Origin of the sequence: Clostridium sp. TW13 (assembly GCF_024345225.1) — a bacterium.
GTDB classification, from domain to species: Bacteria; Bacillota; Clostridia; order Clostridiales; family Clostridiaceae; genus Inconstantimicrobium; species Inconstantimicrobium mannanitabidum.
Genome location: NZ_BROD01000001.1, coordinates 2007031 through 2027200, shown reverse-complemented (window position 1 = coordinate 2027200; position 20170 = coordinate 2007031). Strand labels below are relative to the sequence as shown.

Here is a 20170-nt window from a genome sequence, read left to right as displayed (position 1 = left end):
AAATGTAAGCTTTAGAAGTAGATAAAAAATAATTATTTAAATCATCAGATTAGGGAGGTCATAAAATGGCAGTATTAATTACAGGTGGAGCAGGTTATATTGGAAGTCATACAGCAATAGAACTTTTAAATGCAGGTTATGAAGTAGTCATAGCAGATAACCTAATAAATAGTAGTGAGATTGTTGTTGATAGAATAAAAGAAATTTCAGGTAAAGATTTTAAGTTTTACAACATAGATGTATTAGATGAAGAAAAAGTTGAGCAAATATTCAAGGAAAATTCTATAGAAGCAACTATTCATTTTGCAGCTTTAAAGGCAGTTGGAGAATCAGTAGAGAAACCTTTAGAATATTACCATAACAATTTAACAAGTACTTTGGTAGTGCTTAAGGTTATGAGAAAATACAACGTGAAGAACTTTGTATTTAGTTCTTCTGCAACAGTATATGGTGATTCTAAGGATGTACCATTTAGAGAAAGCTCACCTTTACAACCAGCAACAAATCCATATGGAAGCACAAAGGTAATGAATGAAAAGATATTAAGAGATTTATATAAAGCAGATAACTCTTGGAATATAGCACTTTTACGTTACTTTAACCCAATTGGAGCTCACGAAAGTGGTCTAATAGGTGAAAATCCAAAGGGAATACCAAACAATTTAATGCCTTATATAACTAAGGTTGCAGTTGGAGAGTTAAAAGAAGTTAAAGTATTTGGTGATGACTATGATACTCCAGACGGAACAGGAGTTAGAGATTACATCCATGTAGTTGATTTAGCTGTTGGTCATGTAAAGGCTCTTGACAAATTAAAAACAAAACCAGGAATAGTAACATATAATCTAGGAACTGGTAAGGGAGTTAGCGTGCTAGAAATGATAAAGGCAGTATCAAAGGCTTGTGGCAAAGATTTACCTTACACTATAGCACCAAGAAGAGCTGGAGATATAGCTGTTTGTTATGCAGATGCATCAAAAGCAAACAAAGAATTAGGATGGACTGCTGAAAGAGATCTAGACGATATGTGTAGAGATTCTTGGAACTGGCAAAGCAAAAATCCAGAAGGATATGTAAAATAGTATAGAGAATAATAAAGAGGTTGTTGTGTTATTATGCAGCAACCTCTTTTTGCATTTATGATAATAGTCAACAATATCTTATTATTACTTATTTGTAAATTGTAAGTTGTTGGCTAAATAGGCAGTTGCTATAGAAATAAATATGTATAAGTGATACAATAATAGAAAAATCAATTAAGCGATATATATTTTTATATGGTTATAGGTTTATATATAAATATTTATAGATTTTATCATGGTTTAAAGCTAGTATGAAAGGAAGAATATAGATGAGTAAAGAAAGAATATTAACAGGGGATAGACCTACAGGAAAACTACATTTAGGACATTATGTAGGATCGTTAAAAAGTAGAGTTGAATTGCAAAATTCAGGGTTGTATGAAAGTTTTATTATGATTGCAGACCAGCAAGCATTAACTGACAATGCTAGAAATCCAGAAAAAATTAGAAAGAGTTTGACAGAAGTTGCTTTAGATTATTTAGCAGTAGGAATAGATCCAACTAAGTCTACAATTTTTGTTCAATCTCAAATACCAGAACTAAATGAATTGACAATGCATTATTTAAATCTTGTAACAGTATCAAGATTGCAACGTAATCCTACAGTTAAAGAAGAGATTAAGCAAAAGAATTTTGAAAATAGTATTCCAGCAGGATTTTTTATTTATCCAGTAAGTCAGGCTGCAGATATTACGGCTTTTAAAGCAACAACTGTACCAGTTGGAGAAGACCAATTGCCAATGATTGAGCAAACTAGAGAAATAGTTAGAAGCTTTAATTCAATTTATGGGGAAATATTAGTTGAACCTAAAGAAGTATTACCTAAGGGGACTTTAGGCAGATTACCAGGAATAGATGGTAAGGCTAAAATGAGTAAATCATTAAACAATGGAATTTATTTATCAGACAGTGAGGATGAAATTAAGAAAAAGGTAATGTCAATGTATACAGATCCAAATCATATAAGGGTAGAGGATCCAGGTCAAGTAGAAAACAATACTGTATTTTTATATCTAGATGCATTCTGCAAGGATGTGGATACGGTTGCTGAAATGAAGGAGCATTATACTCGTGGTGGTTTAGGTGATGTTAAAGTTAAGAGATTCTTAAATGAAGTTTTACAAGCAGAGCTAGAGCCAATAAGAAAAAGAAGAGAGGAATTTGCAAAGGATATTCCTGAAGTGTATAAAATTCTTAAGAACGGCAGTGACGCAGCTAGAGAGGTGGCAGCACAAACCCTTAAAGAAGTTAGAGAAGCTATTGGAATTGAGTATTTTAAATAAATATATAGCTACTACTGAATAAGTAGACAAAAGTTTGATAATATTTAGTATAAGCAATATAAAAGAAATATATTGCTGTAATAAATCTAAAGGATGGTATTAAATGAAGGAAACAACGAAAGAAAATAATGAATTAGAAATAGATTTTCAAGAATTAAGTGCTACTGATGTTTGGGGTAAGATATATAATAAAGAGTTAACATCTAAAAAGACAATATTAGAGTATGTAGAAATTTTAAAGGTTCTAAAGCATTCTAATGCTACTGAAGAACAGATTCAAGAAAACTATAATTTTGTTTATAATAAAATAAATGAAATGGCCAGTACTGTGAAACCAAATACTATAATGTTTTTGAAAAATGCACTTAAAACTCAGCTTGGAAAATATGTTAAAGTGAAAGATCCAGTGGAAAAGAATTATTTCCTGGAATTTTTTATAAAAGCATATCCAGAGCATAATAGAAGAAAAGATTTTACATGGGTATTGATGGATATAAATGCTATTACTGAAGAGCAAATTTGGAATACCCTGGTATACATTAATAGAGAATACTTAAAGAGTCATAATGAATTAATAGAAGAAGAAAAGAGAGATATTATTAATGTTATAGAAAAGTTAGTTCGAAAAAATAATATAAAGTATATTAATAGATTAAAAAGTTTAGATACTCTACTTAGCTTATTAAAAATTAGAATATTGCCATTGAAGCAAGGGTTTGGTGTTAAATCATATAGATAATTAGTTAAATGTTTGTGATTTAATCACAGATAATCTTTAAAGGATTATTATATAATGAGCTTACAAGAAAACATAAATACAAGGATTTGTTGAATTAAGCATCTAACAATAGATTAGTATATGCACTTATTTTTAGAAGATGCTTTATTAGAAAATAAACTATCAGATAAAACAAATATGAAAATTAAGGAGAGTATATATGGAAAGAGTATTGGAACTTCGTAAAGAAGGCTATAATTGTGCAGAATCTATAATTAAAGCATTTAATGAGGAAACTGAATCAGACATTCCAGTATCAATTGCTAGTCCTTTTGGTGGAGGTATGTCTGTAGGGGGAACTTGTGGAGCTATTACAGGAACATTAATGGCTGTAGGAGCATTAAAAGGAAGAAATTCAAGTGAAGAGAAAAATAATTCAAGAGCAATGTCAAAAGACATTATAGATAAAGTAAAAGAAAAGTATGGAACAATAGAATGTATTGAACTTAAGAAAAAAGGTGTTACTTGTGAAGAAATAATTAAATACACCTATGATACATTTAAGGAATGTACAAAATAGAGTTTTCATAAAGTACCTACATGTAGTCTTAAAATAATACTCAATTGAGATTAAACAAAGATAAATAGATAATTTTAGAATTTCGTAGTGAAATGAATTGAAGGTTAGACATTTTTGAATAGATGTCTAACCTTTTTTATTGCATTAGACTTAAAAAGGCTAAAAAGCAAATATTCTACAATGATATAAGGCAGTAATTGACATATACATAGCAATGAATTACAATTTAATATAATATATGAAATTATAGGAAGTTGGGCGCTATAATTATAGATTTTTTATAAACATTTTGAAGTATTTACTACATGGTAATGAGGAGAGCAATATGGTTAACTTAATTAGAGTAGATCTAAAAAATTGCATTAAAAATGATAAATTTAAAATGGTTTTCTTACTTTTTATAGCGCTTTCATTATTGCCTTTTTTTATGATGTGTGCCGATGTATTTGGAGTAACTTCATTAGAATTATTTCCAACAGGAATTATGGGATTGACTTTAGGAAGGACAACACGCCCTGTATTAAATTTTATATTAATAATGTTACCATTAATTGTTTGCTTAATTTACTCTGATTCATATATATTTGAAAGAGATAATAATATATGTATTTACTTTTTTGCAAGAAATAAAAAGAGCAAATATTTTATTTCTAAAATTATTTCAATCTCAATTATAGTGTTTTTAACAGTTTTTTTTGCATTAAGTATAAATGAAGCATTAACATTTTTAGCAATACCGAATACGGGAGTACGGGGATATATGGGATTGCCAGATTATGAGCTTACAAGTAACATAAATCATTTCTTTTTGCAAAGCATCTTGGAAAGCAGTCCATATCTATATAATTTTTTGCTCATCATTATTATATCTGTTTACAGTTCATTCATAGCTATTATTGGTTTTAATATTTCAATTATATTTAGAATCAAAAGGATTACATTATTTATATGTATGTTTTTAGGGGTGCATTTAAGTGAAGTGATTTTACCTATGCAATTTACAATGGAGTCCTATATACAAGCTTTACCATATAAGTTAGAGTATTTTTTTATTACATTATTAGGTTGGTTAATTCTTTGCATCTTTACTGGAGTAGTAGGTATAGGCATTGAAAGCAGAAGATAGATATAGATGGGGGCGAGTGTTTATGAAAACAATTGTATGGAATGACAATAGAATAAAAAGTATATGTGTACTAACATTGATGATAATTCTGATGTTATATATATCTATTACGTTATCATCACAATTACATCATATAACTAAAGATATCAAAGATATGTACTTGTGTTATTTTTCCTATACGTTCATAAATGAGAGCTTTTCTTCATCAAAAATAATTATTTCTGCATTAAATACAATTCTTATTGTTTCTATATTTGCAGATAATCTTTCGTTAGAGTTAGAGAAGAATGCAGCATACATTTTTACTAGAACAAAAAAGATAAAAAAATGGCTTACCAATAAACTAATTTATATATTGTGCAGTATAATAAAAATTCAATTTTGTCAGTTTATAATAGCCTTTGGATATTTTGGTATTTTAGGATATAGAATCAATAACGTAAGTGAATTTATACAAGTTATTTTGAAATTATTTATACTAATTGTGTCAACGCAATATATTGCAGTTATAATAGCAAATTTAGTGAGTTTAAAGACCAATCAGGTTATTGGATATATAGTTAGCATTTCACTAATAATCATTAACTTAATAATCTTTTATAGTATTTATTTTACCAAGAGAGTATTGATTGGAATGATACCTTTTACGCAGTATATGATAACAATTCAAGATACTACCTTAGTTAATAGAAGTGTAAGGTATTTTTCTCATTATATAAAAAATTACTACTTTATTCATGCTTTAATTTTTAATATTGTATTCATAATAATCCTATTTGTATTAGGAAGAAGGAGTATTGAGAAACATGAATTTTATTAGGAGGAAATATGGAATATATAGAAGTTAAAAATGTTTATAAAGTAATAAAAGGTAATATAATTTTAGAGAACATAAATTTAAGTTTAGAGAAAGGAAAAATATATGGGTTTGTAGGGAGCAATGGAGCTGGTAAGACTATGTTATTCAGAACAATTTGTGGATTGATTAGACCTACAGAAGGTGAGGTGGTTATAGATGATAAGATTCTTTCAAAAGAAATAGATTGTCCTAGTTCTTGTGGAGTAATATTAGATACACCAGGATTTTGGGAAAATCAAACTGGATTTGAATGCTTAAAAAATATAGCCAGCATTAAATCAATTATTGATGAAGATACTATATCTTTATGGATGTTAAAACTTGGTCTAAATCCAAAAAATAAGAGAGTATTTAGAAAATATTCATTAGGGATGAAGCAAAAATTAGCATTGGCACAGGCTTTTATGGAGTCGCCAGATTTGCTTATTTTAGATGAACCTACTAATGCTTTAGATGAAGAGAGTATAGATAATTTGAAATTAATTTTAAAAAAAGAAAGAATACGAGGTGCGACCATTCTTATAGCCAGTCATAATAAAAGGGACATTGAGGAACTTTGTGATAAGGTATTCAAAGTAGATTCTGGAAGGATTGCAGAGGTATAGTTATGAAGATATCAAACAAGTTATTTATAGGAATCATAATAGTTTTTATATTAAGTGGTTTAGTTACTGCACTTTTTACTAGAACTTCTATTACTGAATTTCAATTTAAAGATATTTTCAATAAGGCAAGTACATTGCAATATTATCCTTATACAGATGTGAAATTCTCTAATGGTTCATTTGCGGATATAAATAAAGTGCAAGATACTAATTCTATTTATAAGTATATTTTAAAAGGAAAGATGACTGGAAAGAGAAAAATTTTATATGGGACTGTGATAACAGAAATAAAAGTATCAAAGGTATTAAAAGGAAATCTTAAAGACGAGACTATATATATTTATGAACCCATAGCCATAGAAAATAAATCAGTCTGGACATTTGAAGGATATAATTTTATTAAACCCAATAAAGAGTATATATTTTGTCTTACTGATTCCAAGAATAAGAAAGAAAAGAACAGGTATACATTTCTAAATCCGTTTTATGGAAAGTTTCCTTTGACATATAAAGAGGCTGATTTTGGGATTTTCAGTGAAGATCAATTAAGGGGAAAATCAGTTGAAACATATGATAAGTTTTGCAATTTTGAGCAAATCTTTATTTCTAAAGAGAAAAAGGAAAAGTATTTTTCAGAATATAATAAAATTATGAAGCTTGCTAAAACACAATAATGTATCTGAAAATAAATAATTAATGGGGGAGTTTATCAATTATGATAATCAAAGCAAATAATCTTTCAAAGGTATACAAAGGAAAAGTACAAGCTGTTAAGAATGTTACCATTAGCCTTGAAAAAAGTAAATTTTATGCTATCATGGGACATTCTGGTTCTGGCAAAACTACTTTATTGCAATTATTAGGGCTTCTTGATAAAGCGACCAGTGGTGAATTATATATTGATGGTGAAAATGTAGCAAATTTAAATGAGAATGAAAAAGCAAAAATAAGAATGGGGAAAATAGGTTTTGTATTTCAGGCATTTTATTTAAATCCTAAATTAAAGGCATATGAGAATGTAATGCTGCCAATGTATATAAATGAAAATTATCGAAATGATGATTTAAAGGAAAAGGCAATGAACTTATTAGAACAGCTTGGGATGTCTGATAGGGCTAAGCACTACCCAAAGGAACTTTCAGGTGGAGAACAGCAAAGAGTTGCCATTGCCAGATCTCTTGCAAACAATCCAGATTGTATATTTGCAGATGAACCTACTGGTAATTTAGATATTGAAAATGAAATAATAGTTTTTGAGATTTTAAAAAAGTTATCTAGAGAAGGTAAATGTGTTCTTGTAGTAAGTCACAATGAAATTGTAAAGAAATATGCAGATAAACTTTTTTATATGGACAAAGGAATATTACGCGAGGAGATTAGCAATGAAATTTAAATATGTATTGAAGCTTTCTTTTAGTAATTTATCAAGAAGAAAAGTAAAGACAATAATAAGCATTTTATTAATGACTGTCGCATTAACTATATTTATATTAACCTTATCATTTTCCTCCTCCCTCAACCAATATTTTAATTCCAATCTTGAAAATAATGTGGGATGTAGAAGCTTATTTGTAGATTATGATTACAAATTGTATTCTGAAGCCAAAATCATAGATATAGTATCAAAATATCAACATGTTAGTGCAGCAATTCCACAAGGAGATCTTGGGCAACAGATTAGCGCTGACCAATTTGTAGGACAATTTCAGATACCAAACATAGGAAGTAATAATGGTGAGATAATGATCAAAGGAGGGAATAATAAAACTGTTCCTAAAATAATAGCAGGGAGAAACTTCAAGGATGATGAAACGAATGTTGCGATTGTACCAGATAAATTTATACCAGACTCAAGGATAGAGAGTGCCAAAGGAATAAAAGCTGACTCTATTTTAGATGGAAAGTCTTTATTGGGAAAAGAAGTTATAGGAAAGTACAATTCAAATAATAGTAGTAAAACATATAAATTTACTATTGTAGGTGTTTTTGATACAGATAAAAGTAATGAAAATGGGGACATATTTTATGTGCCATATAAGGATATAGACATAATTTATAGAGCTCAGAATGAATCTATAAATAATACAACCGAAGGAGGATATCCTATTGAAATTGTTGTAGATAATTATAAAAATGTGGATGCTGTGATGAACGAGTTGTATAAGAATAATATGGTGCCAAGTGTAAAGGTTAGATTAAATACGCAATTGCCGTTATATATAAATCTTTTAGGTGGTGGATTGTCAGTTGTAATATTTATAGTTGTGCTAATAAATATTGCTATGACCACTATTAATTCTATAAAAGATAGAACTTCAGAGATAGGAATGTTAAAAGCCATTGGGTATAGAAATAAGATAGTTTTATTAATGCTTAATCTTGAGACTATTATTATAGGAATAATAGGCTTTGTTATAGCGATGGGGATTTCGTCAGGAGCGTTGATTTATGTTTCAAGACGTATTAAAGACCAAAATCCAACTGATAATATGCATGTTTCAGCTAATTTAATAGCTGTCTTAATTGCTTTAGTTCTTTCTGTTATAGTACCAGTTATAGCTTGCATTTCCTCTAGTATAAGAACTATGAAGATACAGCCCTCTTATGCTATGAAAGAATAAATAAGATTGGATGGATAATTATTATGTTTAGATTATTAATGATTGCAGTAAAAGATATCTATAGGCAAGCTTTTAAAACTATAGTATTTTCAGTGATAATAGCCACATGTATAAGCGCTTTAATAATTGCATTAAGTTTGAACAAATCAATAAGTGATGCTATTGAAAGTAACATAATAAATTCTATAACTAGCAGACAAGTACTTGTGGGTGCAAATAATACAGGGGATAAGTCTTTTGAGGAGTATCTAAAATATTTAAGGAGTGTAAAGCATGTAGAAGATGCCTATAGATATGTAAATCCAATAATGGCAGAAGTCAGTCAAGATAGTGTTTTATCAAAAGGATCATATGTATTGAGCTCTGGTAATGAAAAGTATTTTCCTAAGGTTATAGATGGAAATGATATAGATAAGAATGAAAAAAATGTGGCAATTATACCACAAAGACTGTATATCCAAAATACTAATGGAAAGTTAAACGAAGTTGTAGAGGGAAAATCCTTTATTGGAAAAAATATAAACTTAGCATATAAGAACGAAGGAAAAGCAACTAGATACACTTATAGATGTAGGGTGGTAGGAACTTATAAAAATGAATTAAGTGAGAACAGCAATAAAATATATATTCCGTTAAATGATATGTATGGGATATGTAATGATTCGGGACAATATGAATCAAGGTCAAACTTTTTATTCACCGTTATAGTAGATAAGAAGGACTATGTAAATGATGTAATTAAAGAACTATCTTCAAAAAATAATTTTAAAGCTGAGCTATCTAAGCCAAAAGAGGGTAGCGAAGTTGGGAGTTATAAAGTGGTATCAAAAGTGAGCGGATATATGGTGTCTTCAATATTTATTTTTTTACTAATAATGTTATATATTTGTGTAACTAATATAGCTATAAATAGTAAGCAAAACCTGTGCATATATAAGGCTTTGGGGTATAACAACAGGCATATATTCAAGATAGTTTTTCTCGAAGCTGTGATTATTTCTATTATAGGTTATATAGAGGCTATACTAATATCAATATTAGCCAATAGTTTTCTTATAAATCCAGTTATTAATTCTAGGGCTACTATTCAATTATCGGTTTCAATATCAATTATTTCTGTGATTATGCCATTGGCTATACTCATACCAATAGATTTCATAGTAAGTTTATTTGCTTATGTTAAGTTTAAAAATATATATCCAGCTATACTGATGCGAGAAGATTAATAATAAATTTATATTAATAAGATTATCTTTTCAAAGAAATAACTAATAAGAGGCTAAGCAGAATGATTGATAAAAAATCACTCTGCAATAGCCTCTTTCATATTTTCAACAAAATAAACATTTTGAATTTATATACCTTAAACTAAGGATTACATTTTGAATATATAGATGCTGTAAGGTTCAAGGATAAAGCTACCGTCAAATACATATTCCTTTTTTGTTAACAAATCAATAGCTTTTTCTTTAGGAAATTTATAATTTAGAACATAAGGCTTTTTTTCAATGTTTATTGCAATTATTATTTTTTCATCTTCTAGTTCACGAGAAAAAACATACTGATGATTTGTTAAATGTTCTTTTTTATAGTTTCCAAAAGCCAATGCTTTTGAATCTTTTCTTATTGCAACAAGTGATGATATAAACTTTGTTAAATCATTATCCTCTAATGAATCTAATTCTAGAGCAGGACGAAGAGCTGAATCTCCCTTAGACTTATCACCTTTTAATCCCCATTCACCTCCATAATATATAGAAGGAATTCCTGGCATAGTGAAAAGTAAGCCATAAGCCAACTTCAAATGATTAGGGTCAGTAAGCACACTGGCAAGACGTACGACATCATGATTTTCTACAAAAGAGTATAAAGGTAAATCTTTATATATTCCACCATTTCCGAATTGACGATTTAAAGAATATTCTATCTCAAACATATTTTCTGAGTTGAAACTAGAATAAATTCCTTTATAACATTCATAATTTGTAGCAGAATCAAGTAGGTCTTTCCCTACTATAGAATTATAGTCTCCATGAATAATTTCTCCAATTAAAAAGAAGTTTGGTTTCAATTTTTTACAGAAGGCAGAAAGTTCTCTTATAAAATTTTTGTCTAGGGAGTAGGCAACATCCAATCTTAAACCGTCAATATTAAATTCAGTTACCCAACTAGAAATTGCACTGAAAATATGATTTTTAACATCAGCATTATTTAAATTTAACTTTACTAAGTCATAATGACCTTCCCAGCCTTCATAATAGAATCCATCATTATCGTAACTATTTCTATTAAAATCAATATAAAACCAATCCTTGAATTTAGAATTTTGTTTATTAATCTGTACATCTTTAAATGCCCAAAAATCTCTGCCTACATGATTGAATACGCCGTCTAAAAAAATCTGAATTCCAGCTTCGTGCAATGAATCACAAACTAATTTAAAATCTTCATTTGAACCAAGGCGCCTATCAATTTTTAAATAATCTGCTGTATCATACCCATGTTTTGTAGATTCGAACACAGGGCCTAAATATAGGGCATTTATTCCTAAGGTATTAAGGTGTTCTATCCAATTTAAAATTTTTGTAATTCGTGGTTTTGGTTCTGAGTTGAAATTGTTGATCTCTTCAGCATTACAAAAGCCTAAAGGATATATATGATAAAATACATAATTATTTTGCAAGTCCATATTTCAATTCTCCTATTATTTTATTATTCTTTATTATGTATATTTTAAGTCATAATGAAAATAAATACAACAGGGTTAAATTAGGGGAAAAAAGTTTAAATATGGGGTATAAAAAGGAATGAACGAAAAAATTCATTAGGTGAAATTGTGCTGTCAAAATTATCGTATATAATTTGCAAATTATGAAAAAAAGTAATAATTCTTAATTAATAGGTGAAAAATATTTGGGGGAAAATTTAGAATATATAAAAAAATACGAATCAGTTAAGGAATAAAGAGTTGTATAATTCGCAATAGTACGAATTATATTTAAAAATATATCTGAAATGTTGACATTATTCATAACGTAGTGGTATTATAAATTTAGAAAAAGAAAACAAATATAACCAAGTAATCATAAAATTTATATTATATATTTGTGGAGGGCTACATGATTAGAAGTGTTTTTGTAGAGAAAAGAACTGGGTTTAATGTTGAAGCCAAGAATTTAATGGAGGATTTGCAACATAACTTGCAAATTAATGCTTTAAAGGATGTCAGAATTTTAAATAAATACTTATTCAAATTGGATGATGACAGTCTATACAATCAATCTATCACTTCAATATTTTCTGAACCACCAGTAGACATGGTATATGAGACTATGCCAGAACTTAATGATGGTGAAATTGCTTTTGGGGTAGAATTTTTACCAGGGCAATATGATCAAAGAGCAGATTCTGCTGCAGAATGTTTTCAAATTTTAAATTTAGGTCAAAGAATTGAAGTTAAATCTTCAAAAGTAATTATATTAAAAGGAAAGCTTACTTTAGATGAAATCGAAAAGATAAAGAAATATTACATAAATCCTGTTGAGTCAAGAGAGGTTGAAGTTACATCAACTCTTTTAGAGGAAAGTTATGAAGAACCAGAGGATGTGAAAGTATTAAATGGCTTTATAGCATATGACAGAGAAAAGTTAACAGAATTTCATAAAGAATTACAACTTGCAATGAGCATTGAAGACTTAGAACTTATCAGAGATTTCTTTAAAGAAGAAGGAAGAGAACCAAGTTTCACTGAAATAAAAGTAATAGATACTTATTGGTCAGATCACTGTAGACATACAACATTTTCTACTAATATAAAGGAAATTGAAATTGATGGCAGTAAGTTTACTGAACCTATAAAAGTAAGTTTAGAAAATTACAAGAAATCAAGAGATTTTCTTTATGGAGAAGATACAAATAGACCAATCACATTAATGGATTTAGCAGTTATATCTATGAAAGAACTTAGAAAAAAAGGTCTTTTAGATGATTTAGATGTATCTGAAGAAATAAATGCTTGTTCTATAAAGGTAAAGGTTACTGAGGAAGGAAAACAAACTGATTATTTAGTAATGTTTAAAAATGAAACTCATAACCATCCAACAGAAATTGAACCTTTTGGTGGAGCAGCAACTTGTCTTGGGGGAGCAATAAGAGATCCACTTTCAGGTAGAACATTCGTATATCAAGCTATGAGGGTCACTGGGGCAGCAGATCCAACAGTTAGCATTGCTGATACACTAAAAGGAAAGTTACCACAAAGAAAGATAACTTTAGGTGCAGCACATGGATATAGTTCATACGGAAATCAGATAGGACTTGCAACTGGTCAGGTATCAGAAGTATATCATCCACAATATGTTGCAAAGAGAATGGAAATTGGGGCAGTAGTTGCAGCAGCACCTGCTGAAAATGTTAGAAGAGAAGAGCCTAAAGAAGGAGATGTAATAATTCTTCTTGGAGGTAAAACAGGTAGAGATGGTTGTGGTGGAGCTACAGGCTCATCAAAGGAACACACTACAGATTCTTTAGCTAAATGTGGTGCAGAGGTACAAAAAGGTAATGCACCAACAGAAAGAAAGTTACAAAGATTATTTAGAAATCCTAGCGTAAGTAAATTAATTAAGAGATGTAACGATTTTGGAGCAGGCGGCGTTTCAGTAGCAATAGGTGAATTATGTAGGGGCTTAGATATTAACCTTGATTTAGTACCAAAGAAGTATGAAGGTCTAGATGGTACAGAACTTGCAATTTCAGAATCACAAGAAAGAATGGCAGTGGTTGTTGAAGCAAAGGATGAAAAAGCATTTATAGAATATGCAGAAAAAGAAAATTTACAAGCAGTTACTGTGGCTAAAGTAACTTCAACAGATAGATTAAGAATGTTCTGGAGAGGAAAAACTATTGTTGATTTAAAGAGAGAGTTCTTAGATACAAATGGAGCTACTCAATATGCTAATGTAAGAGTCAATGCTCCTAAAGAAGAAGAAGACTTCTTTAAATCAAAAACAGAAGGTACTATAAGAGCAAATTGGGAAAAGACAATTAAAGACTTAAATGTAGCTTCACAAAAAGGTATGGTTGAAAGATTTGACTCAACTATAGGCGGGAGAACAGTGTTAATGCCATTTGGAGGAAAGACACAGTTAACTCCAGCAGAAGGAATGGCTGCAAAAGTAGCAACTGAAAAGGGAATGGCAGAAGAAGCAACTATCATGACATTTGGATACAATCCATACTTATCAAGTTGGAGTCCATATCATGGAGCTTATTATGCAGTAATAGAAGCAGTAACTAAAATGGTAGCTTGCGGAGGAAAGTCAAAGAACATAAGATTAACTTTCCAAGAGTATTTTGAAAAGCTTGCAAAGGATGAAAATAGATGGGGAAAACCTTTCAGTGCTTTACTAGGTGCTTATGAAGCTCAAGCTCAATTAGATATTGCAGCTATTGGTGGAAAGGACAGTATGTCAGGAAGTTTTGAAAACATTGATGTACCACCAACTTTAGTAGCTTTTGCTATAGCAGTAGAAAAAGCAAAAAATGTTATATCACCAGAATTTAAGAAAGCAAATTCAAAATTAGTGTATGTTAGGACTCCAAGACAGGAAGATGAATTAATTGACATTGCTGAGTTCAGAAAAAACATGAATATAGTTGAACAATTAATTGAAGATAAAAAAGTACTTTCAGCATATTCAATTAAGTTTGGTGGAATAGCAGCAGGAATATCAAAGATGAGTTTTGGTAATCATATAGGAGCCGAACTTAATGAAAGTGTTGTAGAACTAGGACTATTTGATGAAAATTACGGTTCTATGATTTTAGAAGTGGAAGAAAACTTTGATGTGGCTTCACTTAATTCAGCAGAGTTCATTGAAATAGGAAGAACAATTAAAGAAGAGAGTATAAAGGTTGGGGGAGAAACCTTTGTAATCAATGATTTAATAAAATTATGGGAAGAAAAACTTAATTCAGTATTTGAAATAAAGACTAAGGATACTGATTGCAAGATAGATGCTAAAGAGTTTGTAAGAACAGAGGCAGTGGTATCACCAGCTATCAAAGTTGCAAAACCAAGAGTATTAATACCAGTATTCCCAGGCACAAACTGTGAAGATGATTGTACAAGAGCCTTTGAAAAAGAAGGAGCAATTGTTAATCAGATAGTAATAAATAATCTTAACAAGGATAGTTTAAATAATTCTTTAAAGGAATTAGAAACTCTAATTAAGGAATCTCAAATAATAATGTTACCAGGTGGATTCTCTGCAGGAGATGAGCCAGATGGTTCAGGTAAGTTTATTGCTAATATTTTCAGAAATGAAAGAGTAAAGATTGCAGTAATGGATCTATTAAAAAATAGAGATGGTTTGATGTTAGGAATATGTAATGGCTTCCAAGCTCTAATTAAATTAGGACTTGTACCATACGGGGAAATACTTGATATAAATGAAGAAATGCCAACACTTACTTACAATAATATAGGTAGACATATGAGTTCAATAGTAAATACTAAGATATTATCTAATAAATCACCATGGTTTAATGAAGTAAAGGTTAATGATATTCACCAAGTTGCAATATCTCACGGGGAAGGTAGATTTGTAGCTTCAGAGGAATTAATTAAAAAACTTTTAGATAATGGTCAAGTAGCTACTCAATATGTAGATCTTGAAGGTAAGGTAAGAATGGATATGCCATATAATCCTAATGGTTCAATGCTAGGAATTGAAGGTATAACTTCACCTTGCGGAAGAGTTTTAGGTAAGATGGGTCATTCAGAAAGAATAGGGGAAAACTTATACAAGAATGTTGAAGGAAACTTCGATCAAAAATTATTCAAATCTGGGGTAAATTATTTTAAATAATATAAATGAAACAAAATTTAGCTTGCAATAACAAAAGAAATTCTCTTGAGATTTCTTTTGGGGTTGTAAGATTTAGTGGAGGGAAGTTTAAATGAAAGTAGCCATTTTCTTTGGAAGTAAATCAGATACTGACACTATGAAAGGTGCGGCAAAGGCATTAAAGGAATTCGGAGTAGAGTATAAGGCCTTTATATTATCAGCACACAGAGTGCCAGAAAAGTTAGAAGAAACTTTAGAGCAAATAGAAAAAGAAGGCTTTGAAGTTATAATTGCTGGAGCAGGACTTGCAGCTCATTTACCTGGTGTAATAGCTTCAAAAACTATATTGCCTGTAATAGGAATTCCAGTAAATGCAGCCTTAAATGGTTTAGATGCATTGTTTTCAATAGTGCAAATGCCAAAAGGTATTCCTGTAGCAACAGTTGGAATCAACAATAGTTATAATGCAGGAATGTTAGCAGTACAAATGCTATCACTTAAATATCCAGAAATCAAAGAAAAATTGATTAATTATAGAAAAGAAATGAAGGAAAACTTTATCAAAGAAAATGGAGAAGGGGTCGATTTATAATGGAAAAATTAGAAATGTTATATGAAGGAAAAGCAAAGCAAATTTACAGAACAGCAAAGGAAGACGAAGTAATAGTTTATTATAAAGATGATGCAACAGCATTTAACGGAATCAAAAAAGGATCTATTCATGATAAGGGAGTAATGAACAACGAAATTACTTGTGCATTATTTGAATTACTTGAAAGCAAAGGTGTTAAAACTCACTTAATTGAAAAATTAAATGAAAGAGAACAACTATGTAAAAAGGTTGAAATAGTTCCACTTGAAGTTATAGTAAGAAATGTAGCAGCAGGAAGTATGGCTAAGAGATTAGGTCTAGAAGAAGGAACAGAATTAAACACAACTATATTTGAAATATGTTACAAAAATGATGATTTAGGAGATCCGCTAATAAATGATTATCATGCTGTAGCAATCGGACTTACAACTTTTGAAGAATTAAAAACAATATATGAAATGACAGCAAAGATTAATGATGTATTAAAAGAATTCTTCTTAAAAGAGAATGTAAAATTAATAGATTTTAAAATTGAATTTGGTAGATACAATGGTGAAATACTATTAGCAGATGAAATATCACCAGATACTTGCAGATTCTGGGATGCAACAACTAATGAAAAACTAGATAAAGACAGATTTAGAAGAGACCTTGGAAATGTAGAAGATGCTTATATAGAAATCTTAAAAAGAATTAAAAATGAGCAATAAGAGAGGGTAAGATTATATGATTATGGATCCAACTTTAGACAAGTTAAAGGAAGAGTGTGGTGTTTTTGGAGTTTATTCAAATAAACCAACAGATGTGGCCAGATTAAACTATTATGGTTTGTATGCACTGCAACACAGAGGTCAAGAAAGTGCTGGTATTGCAGTGGCAGATGGAGAAACTATAAATCTTCATAAAAATCTAGGATTAGTAACAGAAGCTTTTAGTGAAAGTGATTTAGATAAATTAAAAGGTCATATTTCTATAGGTCATGTTAGATATTCAACTACAGGTGCTACAAATGTAGAAAATGCACAACCATTACTTACATCTTGTAAGTTAGGTCCTATCGCTATAGCGCATAATGGAAACTTAGTAAATGCAGATGTAATAAGAGAGCTACTTGAAGACTCAGGTTGTGTTTTTCACACAAGCATAGATACAGAAGTTTTAATAAGTTTAATTGCAAGATCAGCAAAAAAAGGAATTGAAACAGCAGTATTTGAAGCAGCTCAAGCAGTTAGAGGTTCATTTGCCTTAGTGATTGCAACAAAGGATAAATTAATAGGAGTAAGAGATCCTTATGGGATAAGACCACTTTGCTTAGGAAAGATAGAAGATGGTTATGTTTTAACTTCAGAAAGTTGTGCTTTCGATGCTATAGGAGCAGAGTATGTTAGAGATATTCAGCCAGGTGAAATAGTAACTATAGGACCTGATGGAATAAATAGCTTTAAATATTCAGAAAACACTGGTGGTACTACTTGTGCTTTTGAATATATTTATTTTGCAAGACCAGATTCAATAATTGATGGAATCAATGTCCATCAAAGTAGAGTAAGAGCCGGAAAGCAACTATTTGCAGAATCAGCTGTAGAAGCAGATGTAGTAATTGGAGTACCAGATTCAGGAATACCAGCAGCTATTGGATATGCAATGGCTTCAGGAATACCTTTTGATACAGGTTTTGTTAAAAATAGATATGTAGGCAGAACTTTCATTACACCAAACCAAGAGATGAGAGAACGAGCTGTATCTGTTAAGCTTAATCCATTGAAATGCAATGTTGAGGGAAAAAGAGTTATTATGATAGATGATTCTATAGTTAGAGGAACAACTTCTAGACATCTAGTAGAAGCTCTTAGAAAAGCTGGAGCAACAGAAGTTCATTTTAGAGTGGCTTCACCAGCTGTAAAATATCCTTGCTATTTTGGTATAGATACACCTTATAGAAAGGATTTAATTGGTGCTAATAATACTGTAGAACAAATTGCAGATATTATAGGTTGTGACTCTTTAGCATACTTAAGCATAGATGGACTTAAAAAGGCGCTTGGAGAAGGCAAACAATATTGTTTAGGATGTCTATCTGGAAAATATCCAGTAAGTACACCAATAGAAACTTCAAAAGATCACTTAGAAAGGTAGGAAAAATATATGATAACTTACAAAGATGCCGGAGTTAATATCGAAGAAGGTTATAAGAGCGTAAACCTAATAAAGGAATATGCAAGTAAAACCTTAAGCAGCTATGTTTTAAATGGACTTGGAAGTTTTGCTGGAATGGTAGAATTACCAGAGGGTTATAAAAAACCAGTATTAGTTTCAGGAACTGATGGAGTTGGAACAAAGCTTGAAATAGCTTTTAAGACAAAGAAATATGATACTGTAGGTATTGACTGCGTTGCTATGTGCGTTAATGATATTTTATGTCATGGAGCTAAACCATTATTTTTCCTTGATTATATAGCTTGTGGTAAGCTTGAAGCAGAAGTTGCAGCAGATCTAGTTAAAGGAGTTGCTGAAGGATGTCTTCAAAGTACTTGCTCACTTGTAGGTGGAGAAACTGCAGAAATGCCTGGTTTCTATAAAGAAGGGGAATATGATATCGCTGGGTTTGCAGTTGGGGTAGCAGATAAAGATGATATTATTGATGGTAGTAAGATAGAGGATGGTCACATATTGATAGGAGTAGAATCTTCAGGAGTGCATTCAAATGGATATTCTTTAGTAAGAAAACTTGTTACTGATTTAGATGAAGAACTAAATGGTAAGAAGCTAGGGGAAATCTTACTAACTCCAACTAGAATATATGTAAAGCCAGTTTTAGAATTATTAGAGAAGATAGATGTTAAGGGGATGGCTCATGTTACTGGTGGCGGATTTATTGAAAACATTCCAAGAATGTTTAAAGATAAAAAGCATAGAGCTGTAATTAATAAATCATCTTACGAAATTCCTGAGATATTCAAGTATTTAATGAGCAAAGGAGTTTCAGAAGATCATATGTACAATACATACAATATGGGGATTGGATATGTAATTTGCATTGATAAAAAAGACAAGGAAGAAGTTATAAAGACTATGGCTGCCTATGACTTTAAGTGCCATGAAATAGGTTATGTTGATAGCTGTGAAGGTGAAGACATATGCTTAAAATAGCAGTTTTAGTATCTGGTGGTGGAAGTAATCTTGGGGCTATTATTGATGGGGTAAAAAGTGGGGAACTTAGCAATGTAGAAATTAAATACGTTATAAGTGATACTCCAGAAGTTTATGCATTAGAAAGAGCGAAAGAAAATAATATACAGGGCATATTACTAGATAAAAAACAATATAAAAGTAATTTATCAGATGAAATACTTAAGTTAATAGATGGAGAAGTAGATTTAATTGTTTTAGCTGGATTTTTCTCAATTTTATCAGGAAAACTGCTAGAGAAATTTAAACATAGAATAATAAATATACATCCATCACTTATACCAAGTTTTTGCGGGAAGGGTGCTTATGGAATTCATGTTCATGAGAAGGCTCTTGAGTATGGTGTGAAGGTGTCAGGATGTACTGTACATTTTGTTGATGAAGGGACTGACACAGGAGCAATTATTCTTCAAAAAGTGGTAGAAGTTAATGCTACTGATACACCAAAAGAACTTCAACTTAGAATAATGGAGAAGGAGCACGAAGCTCTTCCAGAAGCTGTTAAGCTAATAAGTGAAGGTAAGGTTAGAGTAGAAGGAAGAAAAGTATTTATTGGATAATAGATTGTGTTGCTTCAGCTGATTATTGGTTGAAGCAATATATGTATCTGAAATAAAAAACAAGGTCAAATAGGCATATCCTATAAATCTATGTACTTTCATCAGAT

General features: G+C 30.4%; 18 protein-coding genes. 17 read left to right on the top strand and 1 reads right to left on the bottom strand.

All coding sequences use genetic code 11. The features are described from left to right. Positions 1 to 65: 65 nt before the first annotated feature. The 11 genes from galE to OCU47_RS09945 all read left to right on the top strand — a co-directional run bounded on the left by galE (position 66) and on the right by OCU47_RS09945 (position 10100). Positions 66 to 1082, top strand: a complete 1017-nt coding sequence (gene galE / locus OCU47_RS09995; protein WP_261828457.1) for a UDP-glucose 4-epimerase GalE — start codon at positions 66 to 68, stop codon at positions 1080 to 1082. A 269-nt stretch (positions 1083 to 1351) separates the two neighbouring features. Then, positions 1352 to 2365: a tryptophan--tRNA ligase gene (trpS, locus tag OCU47_RS09990; RefSeq protein WP_261828456.1), complete on the top strand. Its 1014-nt coding sequence runs from the start codon at positions 1352 to 1354 to the stop codon at positions 2363 to 2365. Positions 2366 to 2468: 103 nt separating this feature from the next. Continuing rightward, positions 2469 to 3104, top strand: coding sequence for a hypothetical protein (locus OCU47_RS09985; protein WP_261828455.1), 636 nt, complete (start codon positions 2469 to 2471; stop codon positions 3102 to 3104). Between the two features lie 199 nt (positions 3105 to 3303). Then, the gene (locus tag OCU47_RS09980) at positions 3304 to 3663 is read left to right on the top strand and encodes a C-GCAxxG-C-C family (seleno)protein (RefSeq protein ID WP_261828454.1); all 360 of its coding nucleotides are present in this window, start codon (positions 3304 to 3306) and stop codon (positions 3661 to 3663) included. Positions 3664 to 3988: 325 nt separating this feature from the next. After that, positions 3989 to 4789, top strand: coding sequence for a hypothetical protein (locus tag OCU47_RS09975; protein ID WP_261828453.1), 801 nt, complete (start codon positions 3989 to 3991; stop codon positions 4787 to 4789). A 22-nt stretch (positions 4790 to 4811) separates the two neighbouring features. Then, positions 4812 to 5609, top strand: coding sequence for a hypothetical protein (locus OCU47_RS09970; protein WP_261828452.1), 798 nt, complete (start codon positions 4812 to 4814; stop codon positions 5607 to 5609). An 8-nt stretch (positions 5610 to 5617) separates the two neighbouring features. After that, the gene (locus OCU47_RS09965; protein WP_261828451.1) at positions 5618 to 6253 is read left to right on the top strand and encodes an ABC transporter ATP-binding protein; all 636 of its coding nucleotides are present in this window, start codon (positions 5618 to 5620) and stop codon (positions 6251 to 6253) included. Positions 6254 to 6255: 2 nt separating this feature from the next. Then, a complete protein-coding gene (locus OCU47_RS09960; protein WP_261828450.1) occupies positions 6256 to 6927 on the top strand; it encodes a hypothetical protein in 672 nt (223 codons plus the stop codon). Positions 6928 to 6968: 41 nt separating this feature from the next. Then, entirely contained in the window at positions 6969 to 7646 is a 678-nt protein-coding gene (locus OCU47_RS09955) for an ABC transporter ATP-binding protein (protein WP_261828449.1), read from the top strand. Further along, positions 7636 to 8874, top strand: coding sequence for an ABC transporter permease (locus OCU47_RS09950; protein WP_261828448.1), 1239 nt, complete (start codon positions 7636 to 7638; stop codon positions 8872 to 8874). Before OCU47_RS09955 ends, OCU47_RS09950 begins: the two co-directional genes overlap by 11 nt. A 23-nt stretch (positions 8875 to 8897) precedes the next feature. Then, positions 8898 to 10100, top strand: a complete 1203-nt coding sequence (locus OCU47_RS09945) for an ABC transporter permease (RefSeq protein ID WP_261828447.1) — start codon at positions 8898 to 8900, stop codon at positions 10098 to 10100. A gap of 149 nt (positions 10101 to 10249) precedes the next feature. Here the strand turns inward: OCU47_RS09945 and OCU47_RS09940 are convergent, their stop codons facing one another. Then, positions 10250 to 11563 (bottom strand): alpha-amylase family glycosyl hydrolase, encoded by a 1314-nt coding sequence (locus OCU47_RS09940; protein WP_261828446.1) that lies wholly within the window; start codon positions 11561 to 11563, stop codon positions 10250 to 10252. Positions 11564 to 11993: 430 nt separating this feature from the next. Between OCU47_RS09940 and OCU47_RS09935 the strand changes: the two genes are divergently transcribed. From OCU47_RS09935 to purN, 6 genes are all read left to right on the top strand, one after another. Further along, entirely contained in the window at positions 11994 to 15743 is a 3750-nt protein-coding gene (locus tag OCU47_RS09935) for a phosphoribosylformylglycinamidine synthase (RefSeq protein ID WP_261828445.1), read from the top strand. A gap of 91 nt (positions 15744 to 15834) precedes the next feature. After that, positions 15835 to 16314 carry a 5-(carboxyamino)imidazole ribonucleotide mutase gene (gene purE, locus OCU47_RS09930; protein ID WP_261828444.1) on the top strand — a complete coding sequence of 160 codons (480 nt, stop codon included), beginning with the start codon at positions 15835 to 15837 and terminating at the stop codon, positions 16312 to 16314. Beyond that, positions 16314 to 17024, top strand: coding sequence for a phosphoribosylaminoimidazolesuccinocarboxamide synthase (purC, locus tag OCU47_RS09925; protein WP_261828443.1), 711 nt, complete (start codon positions 16314 to 16316; stop codon positions 17022 to 17024). Before purE ends, purC begins: the two co-directional genes overlap by 1 nt. 16 nt (positions 17025 to 17040) lie before the next feature. Then, the gene (gene purF / locus OCU47_RS09920; RefSeq protein ID WP_261828442.1) at positions 17041 to 18450 is read left to right on the top strand and encodes an amidophosphoribosyltransferase; all 1410 of its coding nucleotides are present in this window, start codon (positions 17041 to 17043) and stop codon (positions 18448 to 18450) included. Between the two features lie 9 nt (positions 18451 to 18459). Beyond that, the gene (gene purM, locus OCU47_RS09915; protein WP_261828441.1) at positions 18460 to 19464 is read left to right on the top strand and encodes a phosphoribosylformylglycinamidine cyclo-ligase; all 1005 of its coding nucleotides are present in this window, start codon (positions 18460 to 18462) and stop codon (positions 19462 to 19464) included. Further along, positions 19452 to 20063: a phosphoribosylglycinamide formyltransferase gene (gene purN, locus OCU47_RS09910; protein ID WP_261828440.1), complete on the top strand. Its 612-nt coding sequence runs from the start codon at positions 19452 to 19454 to the stop codon at positions 20061 to 20063. The genes purM and purN overlap by 13 nt, the downstream gene beginning before the upstream one ends. Positions 20064 to 20170: the final 107 nt, after the last annotated feature.

Bases quoted from the DNA above. Each gene is read 5' to 3' on its own strand.
- galE (WP_261828457.1), top strand. From the start codon at position 66: ATGGCAGTATTAATTACAGGTGGAGCAGGTTATATTGGAAGTCATACA.
- trpS (WP_261828456.1), top strand. From the start codon at position 1,352: ATGAGTAAAGAAAGAATATTAACAGGGGATAGACCTACAGGAAAACTA.
- OCU47_RS09985 (WP_261828455.1), top strand. From the start codon at position 2,469: ATGAAGGAAACAACGAAAGAAAATAATGAATTAGAAATAGATTTTCAA.
- OCU47_RS09980 (WP_261828454.1), top strand. From the start codon at position 3,304: ATGGAAAGAGTATTGGAACTTCGTAAAGAAGGCTATAATTGTGCAGAA.
- OCU47_RS09975 (WP_261828453.1), top strand. From the start codon at position 3,989: ATGGTTAACTTAATTAGAGTAGATCTAAAAAATTGCATTAAAAATGAT.
- OCU47_RS09970 (WP_261828452.1), top strand. From the start codon at position 4,812: ATGAAAACAATTGTATGGAATGACAATAGAATAAAAAGTATATGTGTA.
- OCU47_RS09965 (WP_261828451.1), top strand. From the start codon at position 5,618: ATGGAATATATAGAAGTTAAAAATGTTTATAAAGTAATAAAAGGTAAT.
- OCU47_RS09960 (WP_261828450.1), top strand. From the start codon at position 6,256: ATGAAGATATCAAACAAGTTATTTATAGGAATCATAATAGTTTTTATA.
- OCU47_RS09955 (WP_261828449.1), top strand. From the start codon at position 6,969: ATGATAATCAAAGCAAATAATCTTTCAAAGGTATACAAAGGAAAAGTA.
- OCU47_RS09950 (WP_261828448.1), top strand. From the start codon at position 7,636: ATGAAATTTAAATATGTATTGAAGCTTTCTTTTAGTAATTTATCAAGA.
- OCU47_RS09945 (WP_261828447.1), top strand. From the start codon at position 8,898: ATGTTTAGATTATTAATGATTGCAGTAAAAGATATCTATAGGCAAGCT.
- OCU47_RS09940 (WP_261828446.1), bottom strand. From the start codon at position 11,563: ATGGACTTGCAAAATAATTATGTATTTTATCATATATATCCTTTAGGC.
- OCU47_RS09935 (WP_261828445.1), top strand. From the start codon at position 11,994: ATGATTAGAAGTGTTTTTGTAGAGAAAAGAACTGGGTTTAATGTTGAA.
- purE (WP_261828444.1), top strand. From the start codon at position 15,835: ATGAAAGTAGCCATTTTCTTTGGAAGTAAATCAGATACTGACACTATG.
- purC (WP_261828443.1), top strand. From the start codon at position 16,314: ATGGAAAAATTAGAAATGTTATATGAAGGAAAAGCAAAGCAAATTTAC.
- purF (WP_261828442.1), top strand. From the start codon at position 17,041: ATGATTATGGATCCAACTTTAGACAAGTTAAAGGAAGAGTGTGGTGTT.
- purM (WP_261828441.1), top strand. From the start codon at position 18,460: ATGATAACTTACAAAGATGCCGGAGTTAATATCGAAGAAGGTTATAAG.
- purN (WP_261828440.1), top strand. From the start codon at position 19,452: ATGCTTAAAATAGCAGTTTTAGTATCTGGTGGTGGAAGTAATCTTGGG.